Annotated in this window: 13 protein-coding genes; 5 read left to right on the forward strand and 8 right to left on the reverse strand. The window is 69.5% G+C overall.

The features are described 5' to 3' along the window. The first annotated feature begins 7 nt into the window (after positions 1–7). Positions 8–1,207 carry a MarP family serine protease gene (locus tag F0344_RS19380; protein WP_185299979.1) on the forward strand — a complete coding sequence of 400 codons (1,200 nt, stop codon included), beginning with the start codon at positions 8–10 and terminating at the stop codon, positions 1,205–1,207. A gap of 84 nt (positions 1,208–1,291) precedes the next feature. Here the strand turns inward: F0344_RS19380 and F0344_RS35930 are convergent, their stop codons facing one another. From F0344_RS35930 to F0344_RS19405, 6 genes are all read right to left on the reverse strand, one after another. Then, on the reverse strand, positions 1,292–1,495 hold the full coding sequence (locus F0344_RS35930; RefSeq protein ID WP_258050006.1) for a hypothetical protein: 204 nt from the start codon (positions 1,493–1,495) through the stop codon (positions 1,292–1,294). 105 nt (positions 1,496–1,600) lie between these two features. Beyond that, positions 1,601–2,578, reverse strand: coding sequence for an alpha/beta fold hydrolase (locus F0344_RS19385; protein WP_185299980.1), 978 nt, complete (start codon positions 2,576–2,578; stop codon positions 1,601–1,603). Continuing rightward, positions 2,575–3,105, reverse strand: coding sequence for a phage holin family protein (locus tag F0344_RS19390; RefSeq protein ID WP_185299981.1), 531 nt, complete (start codon positions 3,103–3,105; stop codon positions 2,575–2,577). The genes F0344_RS19385 and F0344_RS19390 overlap by 4 nt, the downstream gene beginning before the upstream one ends. A 39-nt stretch (positions 3,106–3,144) precedes the next feature. After that, entirely contained in the window at positions 3,145–4,587 is a 1,443-nt protein-coding gene (gene nhaA / locus F0344_RS19395; RefSeq protein ID WP_185299982.1) for a Na+/H+ antiporter NhaA, read from the reverse strand. 175 nt (positions 4,588–4,762) lie between these two features. Next, positions 4,763–6,757 (reverse strand): acetate--CoA ligase, encoded by a 1,995-nt coding sequence (gene acs / locus F0344_RS19400; protein ID WP_185299983.1) that lies wholly within the window; start codon positions 6,755–6,757, stop codon positions 4,763–4,765. A 410-nt stretch (positions 6,758–7,167) separates the two neighbouring features. Then, the gene (locus F0344_RS19405) at positions 7,168–9,726 is read right to left on the reverse strand and encodes a SulP family inorganic anion transporter (protein WP_185299984.1); all 2,559 of its coding nucleotides are present in this window, start codon (positions 9,724–9,726) and stop codon (positions 7,168–7,170) included. A gap of 282 nt (positions 9,727–10,008) precedes the next feature. On the opposite strand from F0344_RS19405, the gene F0344_RS19410 reads away from it, so the two are divergent. After that, positions 10,009–11,406, forward strand: coding sequence for a hypothetical protein (locus F0344_RS19410; protein WP_258050007.1), 1,398 nt, complete (start codon positions 10,009–10,011; stop codon positions 11,404–11,406). A 100-nt stretch (positions 11,407–11,506) separates the two neighbouring features. Here the strand turns inward: F0344_RS19410 and F0344_RS19415 are convergent, their stop codons facing one another. Further along, positions 11,507–12,502 (reverse strand): ATP-binding protein, encoded by a 996-nt coding sequence (locus F0344_RS19415; protein ID WP_185299985.1) that lies wholly within the window; start codon positions 12,500–12,502, stop codon positions 11,507–11,509. Positions 12,503–12,604: 102 nt separating this feature from the next. On the opposite strand from F0344_RS19415, the gene F0344_RS19420 reads away from it, so the two are divergent. Continuing rightward, positions 12,605–13,429, forward strand: a complete 825-nt coding sequence (locus tag F0344_RS19420; protein ID WP_185299986.1) for an oxidoreductase — start codon at positions 12,605–12,607, stop codon at positions 13,427–13,429. A gap of 443 nt (positions 13,430–13,872) precedes the next feature. Here F0344_RS19420 and F0344_RS19425 read toward each other — a convergent pair whose 3' ends face one another. Next, positions 13,873–14,712: an HAD family hydrolase gene (locus F0344_RS19425; protein ID WP_185299987.1), complete on the reverse strand. Its 840-nt coding sequence runs from the start codon at positions 14,710–14,712 to the stop codon at positions 13,873–13,875. Between the two features lie 527 nt (positions 14,713–15,239). Here F0344_RS19425 and ssd point away from each other — a divergent pair. Further along, the gene (gene ssd / locus F0344_RS19430; RefSeq protein ID WP_185299988.1) at positions 15,240–16,349 is read left to right on the forward strand and encodes a septum site-determining protein Ssd; all 1,110 of its coding nucleotides are present in this window, start codon (positions 15,240–15,242) and stop codon (positions 16,347–16,349) included. Then, positions 16,346–17,494: a TadA family conjugal transfer-associated ATPase gene (locus tag F0344_RS19435; protein WP_185299989.1), complete on the forward strand. Its 1,149-nt coding sequence runs from the start codon at positions 16,346–16,348 to the stop codon at positions 17,492–17,494. Before ssd ends, F0344_RS19435 begins: the two co-directional genes overlap by 4 nt. Position 17,495 lies beyond the last annotated feature (1 nt).

Here is a 17,495-nt window from a genome sequence, read left to right on the forward strand (position 1 = left end):
AGAGACGGTGAACGTGCTGGACATCCTGCTGCTGGTCGGCGCCGTGTGGTTCGCGGTCATCGGCTACCGCCAGGGCTTCGTCGTCGGCATCCTGTCGGTGATCGGCTTTCTGGGCGGCGGACTCGTCGCCGTGTATCTGCTGCCGTTCATTTGGGACCAGGTGACCGACGGTTCGGAGGTCTCCTCCACGGCCGCCGTCGTCGCGGTCATCATCGTGATCGTGTGCGCCTCCGCGGGCCAGGCGTTCACGACCCACCTGGGCAACAGACTCCGCCGGTACATCACGTGGTCGCCCGCACGCGCCCTGGACGCCACCGGCGGCTCCCTGGTCAACGTGGTGGCGATGCTCCTGGTCGCCTGGCTGATCGGCTCCGCCCTGGCCGGCACGTCACTGCCGACTCTCGGCAAGGAGGTCCGGAGCTCGAAGGTCCTCCTCGGCGTCTCACGTGTGATGCCCGATCAGGCGTCCACGTGGTTCACGGACTTCTCCTCGGTCCTCGCGCAGAACGGCTTCCCGCAGGTCTTCAGCCCGTTCGCCAACGAGCCCATCACCGAGGTCCAGGCCCCGGACCCGGCCCTCGCGGGCAGCCCCGTCGCCGCCCGCGCCATGAAGTCCATCGTCAAGGTGGAGGGCATGGCTCCGGGCTGCGGCAAGCTCCTCGAGGGCACCGGCTTCGTCTTCGCCGACCGCAGGGTCATGACCAACGCCCATGTAGTCGGCGGAGTCGACGAGCCGACCGTCCAGATCGGCGGCCAGGGGCGGTTGTACGACGCGACGGTCGTCCTCTACGACTGGGAGCGCGACATCGCCGTACTGGACGTGCCGGACCTCGGAGCCAAGCCCCTGCGCTTCACCGACCGCGACGCGGAGACCGGCGACGGCGCCATCGTCGCGGGCTTCCCGGGGGGCGGAGACTACGACGTACGTTCCGCGCGGGTCCGCGGACGCATCGACGCCGACGGCCCGGACATCTACCACCGGGGCACCGTCCGCCGCGATGTGTACTCGCTGTACACGACCGTGCGGCAGGGCAACTCCGGTGGCCCGCTGCTCACTCCGGACGGAAGCGTGTACGGAGTGGTGTTCGCCAGGTCCCTCGACGACCCGGACACCGGCTACGCGCTGTCGGTCGACGAGATCCGCCAGGACATCGAGCGCGGTCGCACCGCGAACCAGCAGGTCGACAGTCAGAGCTGCGCGCTCTAGACGGGGTGTGCCGGACAGGCCCTGGGGCCTCTCTTGCGAGAGGCCCCAGGGGACTGCGGGTTCCGTCGGAAGAAGGTGGCTGCGTCATCCACGGGGATGACGCAGCCGCGCCGAGACCCAGCGGGCCCGGCGGCGGAGGATGCGCGGAATACCAAGCTGGGGATCATGAAAATCATGCACTTCGTGCACCCGGCCCTGTGGGCCGCCCCCCTCGTGAGTGCTCGGACCGACCATCGCGGTCGAGCGGCGGTTGCGTGCTGCGTCACCGAAGTCGTGCGTCCAGCCCATACCCCGACGTCTGCCCGTCACCCAAGGTCGGTAATCGTGCGAGAGTCAGCCAATTGGCCTATGCGGCAGGCAATTGGCTGTTCGTCGCACACGTGTGCTCCAGGGCTAGCGGTCGGGCTCGGGGTCCTTGAGCCAGTTGACGAGTTCGGTCGAGAACCCCACCGGGTCCTCCTCGTGGGGGAAGTGCCCCAGACCGTCGAAAAGTCGCCAACGGTACGGCGCTTCCACGTACTCGCCCGAGCCCGCGGAGCTCCGCGTACGGATCGCCGGATCGAGTGACCCGTGCAGATGCAGGGTCGGTACACGCACCGGCCGCTTCATCCGCCGGTTGAACTGGACGCCGTCCGGCCGGGCCATGGACCGCACCATCCAGCGGTACGGCTCGATCGAGCAGTGGGCCGTCGACGGGATCGTCATCGCGCGCCGGTAGACGTCCAGAACCTCGTCGTCGGGGAAGTCCGCGACACCCGGCCCCGCCCAGTCCCTGATCAGTTGGCCCACGAGGGCCGCGTCGTCCGCGACGAGCGCGCGCTCCGGCAGCCACGGCCGCTGGACCCCCCAGACGTACGAGCCGGCCCGGGACTGCGAGAAGTCGGAGAGCATCGCCGAGCGCCAGCGGCGCGGGTGCGGCATCGAGGACACCACCAGGCGCCGGACCAGCTTCGGACGCATCACGGCGGCGGTCCAGGCGAGATAGCCACCCAGGTCGTGGCCGACCAGCGCGGCGTCCGGCTCGCCGAGCGAGCGGATCACGCCGGTGACGTCGAGGGCCAGGTTGGCCGGGTCGTACCCCCGGGGGGTGCGGTCGCTGCCGCCGACCCCTCGCAGGTCCATGGCCACCGCCCGGAATCCGGCGTCGGCCAGCGCGGTCATCTGGTGGCGCCACGTCCACCAGAACTGCGGGAAGCCGTGCAGCAGGAGTACCAGGGGCCCGTCGCCCAGCTCGGCGATGTGGAAGCGCGCGCCGTTGGCAGCCACGTCCCGGTGGGTCCATGGGCCGTCGAGGCGTACGGGGCTGCCGGGACCGGCCGGGCCCAGGGGGCTCGCTGCCGGACCGGACGCACGGAAATCGGGGAGCGTCATGTGGACGAGCGTGCCACAGCGGACGCCTTGTCCTGGACCGGGCGACTTGCGGTGGCCTTGTCCGCCAGGGTGCTGCCCTTCGTCGTGACGGCCGTGCCGGGCAGGACCGAGCGGCGGGGGTGAGGCTTGACTCCCTGGAGGACGGCGGCGGTCTGCTTGGCCGAGGCGATGGACTTCTCCGGCGGCTTGACCTTCTTGAACTTGGCCAGGCCGAACAGCGCCAGCAGGGCTCCCAGCAGGATGAACGCACCGCCCACGATCAGGAACGACCAGGCGAGGCCGAGGCCCAGGTTATGGATTCCGTAAGCCGCCGCGAAGCTCAGCACCGGGAGCGAGAACAGAAACAGCACAGCCGTGACGATGAACGACACGCTGCCGATGACGCCGCGCTTCACGTCCTGACGTACTTCCGCCTTGGCCAGTGCGATCTCGTCGTGTACCAGTGCCGACATCTCGGCCGTCGCCGAAGCGACCAGCTGTCCGAGACTGCGGTCGCCGTTGCCCGCGTAGTTGCCGGGGTCGCTCATCCCTGACTCCCTCTCCTCTTCAACACATCCGGTGTCAGATCATGCCGGACTGTCCGGCTCGCTGCTCGCTGCCCCCGCCGCTCGGGCCAGGCGGCGATGCTCGGCGGCCTTCTTCTCGAGCATCGCGGCCATCCGGAGGTGGTACTCCGGGTCGTCCTGCTCGTAGACGTCCGGGACGCCGTCCTGGTCCTCGTCGAGCTCCTCGGCGTCGAACAGCGCCTTGTACCGACGTACCCGCAATTTGAGCAGTACACCGGAGAGTACGGCCGCGACCAGGGATCCGATGAGTACGGCGGCCTTGATCTCATTCACCATCTCACCCTCGCCCTCGAACGCGAGTTCCCCGATGAGCAGGGAAACGGTGAAGCCGATACCGGCGAGCGAGGCGACGGCGAAGAGATCCGCCCAGGCCAGGTCCTTGTTGAGCTCCGCCTTGGTGAAGCGGGCGGCGAGCCAGGTGCCGCCGAAGATGCCCACGGTCTTGCCGACGACGAGACCGAGGACGACGCCGAGCGTTTCGGGCCGGGTGAAGACGCCGGCGATCGCGTCGCCCTGGAGGGAGACGCCCGCGGAGAACAACGCGAACAGCGGGACGGCGAAACCGGCGGACAGCGGGCGCACAAGGTGCTCGATGTGCTCCCCCGGGGAGTACGCCTCGCCGTCACGCACGGTGCAGCGCAGCATCAGACCCATGGCGACACCGGCGATGGTCGCGTGGACGCCGCTGTTGTACATCAGCCCCCAGATGACCAGGGCCAGCGGTACGTAGACGTACCAGCCCCTGATCCCGGCGCGCAGCAGGAAGTAGAAGACCACCAGGCCGACCACTGCTCCGCCGAGCGCCATGAAGTCGATGCTGTCGGTGAAGAAGACCGCGATGATCATGATCGCGAAGAGGTCGTCGACCACGGCGAGGGTGAGCAGGAACGCACGCAGGGCGGAGGGCAGCGAGGTGCCGATGACCGCGAGGACGGCGAGTGCGAACGCGATGTCGGTGGCGGTGGGGACCGCCCAGCCGGCCATGGAACCGTCACCGACGAGCGCGGTCAGGGCGTAGACGAGGGCGGGGACGGCCATACCGCAGAGCGCGGCGATCACCGGCAGGGCGGCAGCCTTGGGATCCTTCAGTTCACCCGCGACCAGTTCGCGCTTGAGCTCGACACCGGCGACGAAGAAGAAGACGGCGAGAAGGCCGTCGGCGGCCCAGTGGGCCACGGAGAGGTTCAGTCCCAGGAATTCGGGGCCGAAGTGGAAGTGGCTGACCGACTCGTAGCTCGCCCCGAAGGTGTTCGCCCAGATCAGTGCGGCGACGGAGGCGACCAGCAGGATGATGCCGCCGACCGTCTCGGTGCGCAGTGCCTCGGCGACGTAGTTCCGCTCGGGAAGGGGGAGGCGTCCGAGGACGGTACGACGGGGGGCGGGCGGGGTGGGAGTGGGCGCGGCCACGGTGGAGACCTCCGGGTCGGTACGGCAGCGGGGCATGGCTGTAGCACTTGCCGACCAGACTTCCCGGCGCACCTGATGGAGATTTCTGATGATGTTGTTGACGAAGGCACCACTGTACCTGGGGGCACTCGGAGCCGTATCGAACGATCTTCACACTAAACGCTCGAGGGGCACTCGGCTCGTTGCCGGGTGCCCCTCGTCGCAGTGGCTGTCAGTCCTCGGAGGAGGAGGGCAGCTGCGTCGTGATCAGGTCCATCACGGTCGAGTCGGCCAGCGTGGTGACGTCTCCGACCTCACGGTTCTCGGCGACATCGCGCAGCAGACGGCGCATGATCTTGCCGGAACGCGTCTTGGGCAGCTCGGCTACCGGCAGGACCCGCTTGGGCTTGGCGATCGGGCCGAGCGTCTTCCCGACGTGATTGCGCAGCTCCGCCACCAGTTCGTCCGATGTGGTGGCCGTGCCCCGCAGTATCACGAAGGCCACGATGGCCTGGCCCGTCGTCTCGTCGGCGGCGCCCACGACAGCGGCCTCCGCGACGGCGGGGTGCGACACGAGTGCGGACTCGACCTCGGTGGTCGAGATGTTGTGCCCGGAGACGAGCATGACGTCGTCGACCCGGCCCAGCAGCCAGATGTCGCCGTCCTCGTCCTTCTTGGCTCCGTCGCCCGCGAAGTACTTGCCTTCGAAGCGGGCCCAGTAGGTGTCGAGGAAGCGCTGGTCGTCGCCCCAGATGGTGCGGAGCATGGAGGGCCATGGCTCGGTGAGGACGAGGTAGCCGCCTCCGCCGTCCGGGACCTCGCGTGCCTCGTCGTCGACGACGGTGGCCGAGATACCGGGCAGCGCGCGCTGGGCCGAACCGGGCTTGGTCGCCGTGACCCCGGGCAGCGGCGAGATCATCATCGCGCCGGTCTCGGTCTGCCACCAGGTGTCCACGATGGGGCACTTGTCGGCACCGATGTGCTTGCGGTACCACATCCACGCCTCGGGGTTGATCGGCTCACCGACCGAACCGAGGATGCGCAGCGACGACAGGTCGAACTTGGCGGGGATGTCGTCACCCCACTTCATGAACGTCCGGATCGCGGTCGGCGCGGTGTAGAGGATGGTGACGCCGTACTTCTGCACGATCTCCCAGAAGCGCCCCTGGTGCGGGGTGTCGGGCGTGCCCTCGTACATGACCTGGGTGGCGCCGTTGGCCAGCGGCCCGTAGACGATGTACGAGTGCCCGGTGACCCAGCCGATGTCGGCGGTGCACCAGTAGACGTCGGTCGCGGGCTTGAGGTCGAAGACGGCGTGGTGGGTGTATGCCGCCTGGGTGAGGTAGCCGCCCGAGGTGTGCAGGATGCCCTTCGGCTTACCCGTCGTGCCCGAGGTGTAGAGGATGAAGAGCGGGTGCTCCGCCTCGAACGCCTCGGCGGTGTGCTCGGCGGACTGCCGGGCGGTGATTTCGTGCCACCAGACGTCGCGGCCCTCGGTCCACGCCGTGTCCTGGCCGGTGCGCCGCACCACGAGGACGTGCTCGACGGAAGCGATACGGGCGACGGCGTCGTCGACCGCGGGCTTGAGTGCGGAGGGCTGGCCCCGGCGGTAGCCGCCGTCGGCGGTGATGACGATCTTGGCGTCCGCGTCCTCGATGCGGGCTGCGATGGCGTCTGCGGAGAAGCCGCCGAAGACCACCGAGTGCGCGGCGCCGATGCGGGCGCAGGCCAGCATCGCGACGGCGGCCTCGGGGATCATGGGCAGATAGACGGCGACCCGGTCGCCCGCGACGACACCGAGTTCGGTGAGGGCGTTGGCGGCGCGGGAGACCTCGTCCTTCAGTTCCGCGTAGGTGATGGCGCGGGTGTCGCCCGGTTCGCCCTCGAAGTGGATGGCGACGCGGTCGCCGTTGCCCGCCTCGACGTGGCGGTCCACGCAGTTGTACGCGACGTTGAGCTTGCCGTCCGCGAACCACTTCGCGAAGGGCGGGTTGCTCCAGTCGAGCGTCTCGGTCGGCTCCGTGGCCCAGCTCAGGCGGCGGGCCTGCTCGGCCCAGAAGCCCAGCCGGTCCGCCTCGGCCTGCTCGTACGCCTCCGCTGTGACGTTGGCGTCGGCGGCCAGCTCGGCAGGCGGAGCGAACTTCCGCTCTTCCCGAAGCAGGTTGGCGAGGCTTTCGTTGCTCACGACTTCTCCCAGTCCCAGGGTGTCCGTTGTGTCCCGGGGCATAGCTCATCAGGCCCAAGGCCGGGTGACAAGTGTCTGCCGGGAATTGGTTTAGACCTGTGTTCTCGTGTATGGGGCCACAGACCCCGCTTCCGCGAGCAGCTGGTGCGTGCGGAAGCGGGACCACAAGGTCTCACGGACCGGGCGGGCAAGCGGTTCAGCCAGGGCGCGGTCGGCGCGGGCGTGCCGTTTAAGGAACACGCGGTCGGCGCGGGCGTGCCGTTTAAGGAACACGCGGTCGGTTCGGGTGTGCCGTTAGGGGAAGGGCGTGGTCGGTTCGGGCGTCTCCGCCCTGCCCGGACCTGCGCGCGCTGTGGGTGTGCCGCCCCGTCAGGCGTGCTCGCCGGCCGTGCCCTTCGCTCTGGTGTCCTCAGGCGTGCGTGCCGCCTGCCGTGCGTACCACCGTGCCTACTTCAGTCGTGGGCGCCGGCGTCGAGGGCCGTGCTGAGGCCGAGGCCGGGGCCGACCCGGTCGAAGACCTCGTCGGGACCTGTACCCGCGCTGGCCCCCTCGGCCAGCAGATACGCCTGGGCCTCGCCCACGTGGAAGTACATGCCGTGGAGCTCCAGCGTGCCGTCCGCCAGTCGGCGCGCTACCGATTCGTGTGCGCGCAGATGGTCCAACTGCTGGACCACATTGGTGAGGCAGAGCTGCTCCACCGCGTCGGCTGGCAGCCGACCGGAGATCCGGGCCCAGGAGTGGTGACGCGACGCCATCCGCTCCAGGCTCGGCAGCCCGTGCCGCAGCCAGCGCCACAGCGGAGTCCGGGGGGTGTGCGGCTCTGTGCTGAGCAGCGCCTGCATGGCGCCACAGCCAGAGTGCCCGCAGACGGTGATGGATCCGACCCTCAGCACATCCACCGCGTACTCAATGGCGGCGGCCACTGAGTCGTCGCCGCTTTCGGTGGTTTCCGTGTCCGGCGGCGGAACGAGATTTCCGACGTTCCGCACGGTGAAGAGGTCACCCGGGCCGCTCGACGTGATCATGCTGGTGACCAGCCGGGAATCGGCGCAGGTGATGAAGAGCTGGGAGGGGCGCTGGCCCTCGGCGGCCAGTCTGGCCAGCTCCTCACGGACCAGCGGAGCCGTATTGCGCTGGAACGAGCTGAGGCCGTTGAGCAGGCGGTGGGCTCCGGCCGGGCGGGCCCCGGACGGGCGTGGCGCGTCGCCCGCTGTCGCGCCTCGGGTGTCCGGACCTGTCGGCGCTTCGGCGCCGCCGACGCCGTCCAGGTCCCACGGCCCCGCTGCGCCTCGGCCCGTGGCGTCCTGCGCGGTGAACCCGGTGCGGGTGGCGGTGGTCTGCTCGGACCGGTCGTGGCAGTGGTGATTGCGCCAGGGGGTCCAGGGGCGGCAGCAGGAATGCGCCGCTGCCGGGGGCTCGGCGACCCGGGCGCCCGATCTGCCGGTGAAGACGACCTGGCCGCCTTGGGCGAGCTGCGTACTGCGCCAGTCCTGGATCGTCTCGAATGCCGCGTGGTCCATGAAGAAGCCGTCCAGCTCGACAACCGCGTCGACCCCGTGAGGGAGCTGGCCGAGCATTCTGCTGAGCCGCGGCACGGCGAGGAACGTCAACTGGCCTCGCACGGTCACCAGATGGCGACCGTCCTGCTCCGTCACCGTGATTTTGGTGCGGGCCAGCCGGTGCAGTGCGACAGCCACCGCCACCGCGACGCCGAGGACCACGCCCTTCAGCACACCGAAGAGGACGACTCCGGTGATCGTCGCGCCGTACACCAGGAATTCGCGGTGCTTGTGGACGTTACGGATGTGGGCGAAGCTCACCATCTGGAGACCGACCATCATGACCAGGGCGGCGAGCGCGGCCAGCGGAATCCACTCGAGCACCGTGACGAGCAGGGCCGCGGCGAGCAGCACCCAGACGCCGTGCAGCACGGTGGCCGCGCGGCCGGTCGCCCCCGCCCGCACATTCGCCGAACTGCGCACGGCGCCACCGGAGATCGGCAGGCCGCCGAGCAGGCCGGCCAGTGAGTTGGCGATGCCCTGACCGCGCAACTCCCGGTCGAGGTCGGAGCGCCTGATCGGCTCATGGCCGGAGGGTCCACCGTCGGAACGGTCCGCCACGCGGTCCGCCGCCATCTTGTCCACGGCGACCGCAGCGAGCAGTGACTCCAGGCTGGCGACCAGCATGACGGTGAACACTGCGGTGGCCAGGGCGAGAACGGGACCCTGCGGCATCTCGGGCAGGGCGTGCGAGCGCCAGGACGGCAGGTCGACCCGGACGATTCCGGGGGTCGCGAGTGCGGCGACCGCGGTAGCGGTCACAACGGCGGCCAGCGCGGCCGGAATCCTGCGTACCGCCTGTCCGGCCCGCCCGGGGAGGCGCGGCCACAGCACCAGGACGGCGATGGTCAGTGCGCCGATCAGTGGTGCGGCCGGGCTGAGCCGCTCCAACTGGGCGGGCAGAGCGAGGACGTTGTCGACCACGGAGCTCTGGGGCGAGCCACCGAGCACGATGTGCAGCTGGGCCAAGGCGATGGCCACGCCGATCCCGGCGAGTGTGCCGTGCACGATGGCGGGGCTGACGGCGAGCGCACTGCGGGCCGCTCTGAGGGAGCCCAGCAGGATCTGCAGAAGTCCTGCGCCGATGGTGATCGCGCAGGTGGTGCGCCAGCCGTAGATCTGGATCAACTCTGCGGTGACGACGGTCAGTCCGGCCGAGGGGCCGCTGACCTGAAGCGGGGTGCCGCCGAGCAGTCCGGCGACGATGCCGCCGATGGCGGCGGATACCAGGCCGGCCTGGAGCGGGGCGTCCATGGCGACGGCGAGGCCGAGCGACATGGGAACTGCGATGAGGAAGACGGTGATCGACGCCGACAGGTCGGCGCCGGCGATGCGGAAGCGGCGCCCGCCGGGAGGCGGTGGCGGGCTGTGCGGTCGCTTCATTCCTGAGGCCCGGGAAGGGCGCGAACTACGTGATGAGTGGTCGTTGCGGGTTGGGACGCAGGCAGACATGTTCCCGTCTCCTCCGGGGCAGCGCGGTCGCGGAACGTGGGGACGCGGCCGTGGGTCACGGCGTGCAGCGGGGGGATTTCTCAACTCTCGGTAAACGAATCGTAATGCAGAGTAAAGAGATGCGTCCATGTTCTAGGGCAAATGGTCTGTTGAGAAACCCAATCGGGTGAATATGCAGTTTTTCATTCGGTCTGTCGTCCTGCTTTGTGGGGCTTGCGTGCGACGTTGGCCGCGCCGGTCGGCACTTCGACGCAAATAACCTGCAAGGAAGAGGGTGGGCGGATGATGGCCGCCACGAAGAGGATCGTCATGGGTGTCATCGCGACGGCGCTGGTCGCGGGTCTGGCGGGGTGCGCCGGCTCCGGCGCGGGGTCGGGGGCAGCCGGGTCAGGTGCCGAGCAGGGGGCCAACGGCCCTAAGGAGGAGGCACCGGGCGCCGCGCCCAAGAGCAAGGTCCAGCTCATCGGCGACGGATCCACCGCGTTCACCGGAGCGCAGCCGAAGCTTCCCGTGCCCAAGCGCCTGGCGCCCGGTCAGAAGCCGCCTCAGTTCGTGGTGTTCTCCTGGGACGGTGCGGGAGAGGACAGCCAGAGGCTGTTCTCGCACTTCCGCGAGGTGGCCAAGAAGAACAACGCGACGATGACGTACTTCCTCAGTGGCGTGTACCTGCTGCCGGAGGAGAAGCGGCACCTCTACAACCCGCCCCAGCACTCCGCGGGCCGTTCCGACATCGGCTTCAACGACACCAAGGGCATTCGCGACACCCTGACCGAACTGCGCGCCGCCTGGCAGGACGGCAACGAGATCGGCACCCACTTCAACGGCCACTTCTGCGGCAAGGACGGCGGGGTCGGGACCTGGTCCGTCGAGGAGTGGAAGAGCGAGATCCGCCAGGCGAAGTCCTTCGTGCAGAGCTGGAAGTCCAACACCCCCGAGCTCAAGGCCGAGGCCCCGCTGCCCTTCGACTACGAGAAGGAACTCGTCGGCGGACGCACCCCCTGCCTGGAAGGGCAGGAGAATATGGTCGCCGCAGCCCGGACGATGGGCTTCCGTTACGACTCCAGCGGCGTCGGCAATCAGGTGTGGCCCAAGAAGAAGGGCGGCGTCTGGGACCTGCCTCTCCAGCTCGTCCCCGTACCGGGCCGCGCTTTCGAGACGCTTTCGATGGACTACAACTTCATGTTCAACCAGTCCGGAACGACCAAGGGCGACCCGGCCAAGCACGCGTACTGGGGCAACCAGATGCGTGACGGCCTGATCCAGGCATTCGACCGCTCGTACAACGGCAACCGGGCGCCGCTGATCATCGGCAACCACTTCGAGTCCTGGAACGGCGGCACGTACATGCGTGCCATCGAGGAGACGATCGAGACCGTCTGCCCGAAGGAGGGCGTGCGCTGCGTCTCCTTCCGGCAGCTCGTCGACTGGCTCGACGCGCAGGACCCGGCGACGCTGGCCAAGCTCGGCACGCTCGGTGTCGGTGAGGCACCCAAGGAGCCCTGGGCCACATACCTCGCCCCGGTGTCCCCGGGAGAGCCGGCCGCCGAGCCCGCGAACGCCGAGCCCGCGAACGCCGAGCCCGCGAACGCCGAGCCCGCGAACGCCGAGCCCGCGAACGCCGAGCCTCTGAACGCCGAGCCCGCCGCCGAGGCGGACTCGGGCGAGCGGTCAGCCGGCTGACCGCTCCAGCTGCTCGGCGGGTGAGGACGGGCGGCTTGGGGACGGTGAAGGCCCCCCGGAGCCGCCCACCTCACCGGACTGCGGCCTCTTCCGGTCAACGTCACGCGGGCTGGGCGGCGCCCGTCCGTGCGCACCGCTCGTCGAGCACGAAGGCGGGGTCGACCTGTGCGGCCAGGTCGGCGCCCGTCTTCGCGTTGCCCCAGCTTTCCGCGTTCTTCAGGTGGAAGTGGACCATCTGGCGCGTGTAGCGCTCCCAGTCGCGGTGTGCGTAGGAGTCCTCCGCGGCGTTCTGCAGGGCCTGCAGTGCCATCCGGTTGTCCGCCTCCAGCAGCTCGAACCGGGAGGGGCGGCCCTTCTCCATCGAGCGCACCCAGTCGGAGTGGCCGACTCCCACCAGCAGGTCGTCGCCCACCTCCGCCTGGAGGAAGTCCAGATCGTCCTGGCACTGGACCTTGTTGCCGACCACTCTCAACGCGACGCCGAAGTCCCGGGCGTACTCCTTGTACTGGCGGTAGACCGAGACACCCTTCCGCGTGGGCTCCGCGACCAGGAACGTCATGTCGAAGCGGGTGAACAGCCCGGAGGCGAACGAGTCCGACCCGGCGGTCATGTCGACCACCACGTACTCGTCCGGGCCGTCGATCAGATGGTTGAGGCACAGCTCCACGGCCCCGACCTTGGAGTGGTAGCAGGCCACGCCCAGGTCCGACTCGGTGAACGGCCCGGTGGCCATCAGCCGGATCTCCCCGTCGTCGAGCCGGACCGTACGCGCGCAGGCGTCGTAGACCGGGTTGTCCTCGCGGACACGCAGGAGTCGTGAGCCCGCGCCGGGCGGAGTCGTCTTGATCATTGTCTCGGCGGAGGCGATACGCGGATTGCTGCCGCGCAGGTAGTCCTTGATGAGAGGAAGCTGCGCGCCCATGGCGGGCAGGGCGGCGGCCTCCTCGTCATCAAGGCCGAGCGCGGCTCCGAGGTGCTGGTTGATGTCGGCGTCGACCGCGACGACATGGGCTTCATTGGCAGCGAGGTGGCGGATGAAGAGCGAGGACAGCGTTGTCTTGCCGCTGCCGCCCTTCCCCACGAAAGCGATCTTCATGTTCACCTAGGGTAGTGGTCCGATCGCGGTGCGCTGTCGCACTTCGTGAAGAAGACCACTCCAAGGCGGTAAGGGGGTAGGGGGCGCGTAGCCTCGCTACTTATGAGTACGACTCCCTCAGATCCGCTCGCCGCACTGGCCGCCCTGCCCGGTGTGACCGATGCCGTGGACTCCGTACGCAAGGCCGTGGACCGGGTGTACGGCCACCGTGTCATGCGGCGCCGGAGCAACGAGGTCACCGCGGAGGCGGCCCTGCGTGGCGCCCGCGGCTCCGCCGCGCTCTCGGGCGCCGACTGGAATCTGGAGGAGGTGCGCCGGCGCACCGACTTCAGAGGTGACGACGAGGCCCGCACGATCGGTGCGGCTCTGCGGCTGACCGCCGAAGCGGGGCAACTGCTTTCCATCTGGCGGCAGTCACCCCTCCGTGTCCTGGCCCGTCTGCACCTGGTGGCGGCCGGTGGCGCCTCTCCCGACGACACGGTCGGGCGGCCGAGGCTCGCAGGTGAGGCGGTCGACGAGCCGCTGATCGAGGCTCTGGTCCCGGATGCCGGAGAGGTGGCCGGCCGGCTGGAAGGGCTCTCCCAGCTGATCATCGCGGGCAGCGCGGCGCCCGCGCTGGTGTCCGCGGCGGTCGTGCATGGTGAGCTGCTGGCGCTGCGCCCCTTCGCCTCCCGAAACGGTCTGGTCGCCCGGACGGCCGAGCGGATCGTGCTGATCGGCAGTGGCCTCGACCCGAAGTCGATCTGCCCGGCCGAGGTGGGCCACGCGGAGCAGGGGCGGGCGGCCTACCTCGCGGCGTTCGAGGGATATCTGACGGGAACGCCGGAAGGTATGGCCGCCTGGATCGCGCACTGCGGTCGCGCGGTGGAGCTGGGTGTGCGGGAGTCGACCGCTGTCTGCGAGGCGATGCAGCGAGGCGCCGCGTGAGGCGATGACGCTCGCTGATTCGTCTCACTGCCGCGTCTGCGGCCCGCTGGTTCCGCGGCTACAACCCGACCCGTGGTTCTTCCACGGCTGCGACTCACGGCCTCAAAGGGTTGCGGCGGTACCGGTTCCGGTACCGCCGCTGGCATGTCCGCCGGGTTACCAAGCGTCCTCTGTATATGCCCATCAGGTCGGGTACTTCGCCCGTGCCCTGGTGCGGCTGGCCCGTAATCGACGGGTCGACGTCGCGTGGGTGCCCAGTTTTCATGCGCGGTCCGTGGGGCCGTCCTGCGTGTAAAGGTGATCCTCTCGGATGTCCTTGGTCTCGCGGGCCGTTGACTCCTTTGTACTCCCCTTGGGGAGGAAGGGGAAGTAGTGGCCCGACTTCTTTACTTTTGGGTTGAAATGCGGGCGATTCGGGTGAGTGGGCAGGGCCTGGTGAGAGGTCAGGTGGGGAGCGCGGCGGCGCGGCGGCGGCTGGTGTACCAGACGAGCCCCGCGGTGACCGCGGCCGCTCCGACGGCCGCCACTGCGACCAGCGCGGGGCGTGGGGGCATCGAGAAGGCGGGCAGTCGCTGCTTGAGCCGGACCGGCCGGTCGAAGACGAGAACCGGCCACTCCCGCAGGGTCGCCTCACGTCGCAGCGCGCGGTCCGGATTGACCGCGTGCGGGTGGCCGACCGACTCCAGCATCGGCACGTCGGTCGCGGAGTCGCTGTACGCGTAACAGCGTGAGAGGTCGTACCCCTCCGAAACGGCCAGCTCCTTGATCGCTTCCGCCTTCGTCGGCCCGTAGGCGTAGTACTCGACCTCGCCGGTGAAGCAGCCGTCGTCACCGACGACCATCCTGGTGGCGACCACGCGGTCCGCGCCCAGCAGTTCCCCGATCGGCTCGACCACCTCCGCGCCCGATGTGGACACGATGACCACATCGCGTCCCGCGGCGTGGTGCTCCTCGATGAGGGTGGCGGCCTCGTCGTAGATGATCGGGTCGATCAGGTCGTGGAGGGTCTCGGCGACGATTTCCTTGACCAGTTCGACGTTCCACCCTTTGCAGAGCGCGGAGAGATATTCACGCATCCGCTCCATCTGATCGTGATCGGCGCCTCCGGCGAGGAAGACGAACTGTGTGTACGCGGTGCGCAGTACGGCACGGCGGTTGATCAGTCCGCCTTGGTAGAAGGACTTGCTGAAGGTCAGCGTCGATGACTTCGCAATGACCGTCTTGTCCAGGTCAAAGAAGGCTGCTGTGCGCGGCGAGAAGCAGTTTTCCACAAGGGTGAGCATAGGGGCCCACCATTCGGCGTAAACTCTGGCGTGTGGGTTTGCCTGAGAAGGCTCTCGGGTACACCATGGAAGTCACGGATCGTTCGCGACCGTGCTAACCCCGGTCCGACTCCTCCCCCCCCCGAGTCGGCCGTGGGGACGACCCCCGCTCTCCCCCCCGGCGGGGGTCGTCGCATGTCCGGACGCGGTTTTGCCGTCCGGAATCAAGGTTTTCGCCCTCCCTCAGCCCGCTATGGCCTGGCTTTGCGTGGAACTTCCCTCAGCCTGCCTCGTCACGGTGCGTCACGGAAGGGCTGCGCTCGGAAGTCGCTGAAACGGGTTACCGAGATATTCACAGTGCCGGAGTTGTCCACAGTTTTGCAGCAAGATCCACATCTTTTTCCGAAGCGCTGCACGGTGATTCCACCCGTGAAGTCCACGGGTTCCGGAATCGCGCATCTCGGAACGCTCCGAGATCGCCGCGAACCGTACTGAAGGGGCAGTGTGAAGGGGGCGGGATCGTGGCTCGATCGATCGCACGAGAAGGCATGCCCAGCTCGGAAGGCCGTCGGGGCGGACCGTTGATCGTGACCGAGGACGTGGAGTTGCTCGACGATCTGCTGAGGCTCTGCGCGGCGGCCGGAGCTGAGCCGGAAGTTCATTACGGGCCGCCCGAACACAGGGGCGGCTGGGAGCAGGCTCCGATGGTTCTGGTGGGCGACGACGCCGCCCCGCGCTGCCGTGGCATCGCCCGCAGACGCGGCGTGATGCTCGTCGGGCGGGACCAGGACGCCCCGCACGTCTGGCGGCAGGCGGTGGAGATCGGGGCCGAATATGTGCTGCGGCTGCCCGATTCGGAGGGCTGGCTCGTCGACCAGATCGCCAACGCGGCGGAGGGTGTGGGGCGTCCCGCGCTGACCGTCGGCGTGATGGGCGGGAGGGGCGGCTCCGGCGCATCCACGCTGGCCTGTGCGCTGGCCGTGACCGCCGCCAGGTCCGGCCGGCGGACCATGCTGATCGACGGCGACCCGCTGGGCGGCGGCATCGACGTACTGCTCGGCGGTGAAAGGGCCGAGGGCATGCGATGGCCGGATTTCGCCCAGTCCAAAGGGCGGGTGGGCGGTGGCGCCCTGGAGGATTCCCTGCCCGCCCTGCACGGGCTGCGGGTACTGAGCTGGGGCCGCGACGACGAGGTGGTCATCCCGCCGCAGGCCATGCGAGCGGTGCTGGCGGCAGCGCGCAGACTCGGTGGCGTGGTCGTCGTGGATCTGCCGCGCAGAGTGGACGAGGGCGTGGCCGAGGCGCTGGCTCAGCTCGATGTCGGCCTGCTGGTCGTGCCCGGTGAACTGCGGGCGGTCGCGGCGGCCCAGCGGGTGGCGTCGATGGCCGGAATGATCCTGGAGGACCTGCGGGTCGTGGCGCGCGGTCCCTACGCCGCCGGCCTCGACGAGCGGTGGGTGGCCAAGGCGCTCGGGCTGCCGCTCGTCGGTGAACTGCCGTGGGAGGCAGGTCCCCCAGCGGCTCATGACGACGGCGCGCCGCCGGGGAGCGCGGCGCGGGGGCCCCTGGCCCGGTTCTGCACCGCCTTCTGGGAGCAGGCGGGCGCAGTCGGTGGCGGAAGCCTCGCCACCGGACTTCCGGGCGGAGGTGTGTCATGACGGAGGCTCTGCTCGACGCAGTGCGGCAGCGGCTGGCCCGCAGTGGCGCCGCACCGACCCCGGCGGGGGTTGCGGCCGCCCTGCGCGCCCAGGGACGGCTCCTGGGGGACACGGAAGTCCTCGGGGCGGCAAGGGAGTTACGGGGCGAGCTGGTCGGCACCGGGGTACTGGAGCCGCTGCTCGCCGATCCGGCGGTGACCGATGTGCTGGTGTCCGCGCCGGACCGGGTGTGGGTGGACCGGGGTGCCGGACTCGAACTGACCGGGGTCGCCTTCGCGGACGCGGCCGCCGTACGCAGGCTGGCTCAGCGGCTCGCGGCCGTTGCGGGGCGGCGTCTGGACGATGCCAGGCCCTGGGTCGACGCACGGCTGCCGGACGGGACCCGGATGCACGCTGTGTTGCCTCCGGTGTCCGTCGGCTCGACCTGTCTGTCCCTGCGCGTAGTGCGGCCCAGGGCGTTCGCGCTCGCGGAGCTGGTCGAGGCGGGGACGGTGCCGCCGGGCGGCGACCGGGTGCTGCGGGCCCTTGTGGAGGCCCGGGTCTCGTACCTGATCAGCGGGGGCACGGGCGCCGGTAAGACGACGTTGCTTTCGAGCCTTCTCGGGGCGGTCGGGGAACAGGAGCGGATCGTGCTCGCCGAGGATTCCGCCGAGCTGCGGCCTGACCATCCCCATGTGGTGCGCCTGGAGTCGCGACCCGCCAACCAGGAGGGGGCGGGGCGCGTGACGCTGCGGGACCTGGTGCGACAGGCGCTGCGGATGCGGCCCGACCGTCTGGTGGTCGGGGAGGTGCGCGGCGGCGAGGTCACGGAGTTGCTGGCCGCGCTGAACACCGGGCACGAGGGAGGCTGCGGCACGGTGCATGCCAATGCGGCCGAACACGTCCCGGCCCGTCTCGAAGCCCTGGGGACGGCCGCCGGCCTTGACCGGACGGCTTTGCACAGCCAGTTGGCGGCGGCGTTGTCGGTGGTGGTCCATCTGGTGCGGGACCGGAGCGGGCAGCGACGGCTCGCCGAGGTGCATGTCCTGGAGCGTGATGAGGCGGGGCTGGTGGTGACGGTGCCCGCGCTGCGCTGGGGCGCCGGGGGATTCGTACGGGAGCGGGGCTGGGAACGGCTGCGCTCGTTGATCGGGGGCGCGCTGTGAC

The organism is Streptomyces finlayi (genome assembly GCF_014216315.1).
Taxonomy (GTDB): domain Bacteria; phylum Actinomycetota; class Actinomycetes; order Streptomycetales; family Streptomycetaceae; genus Streptomyces; species Streptomyces finlayi_A.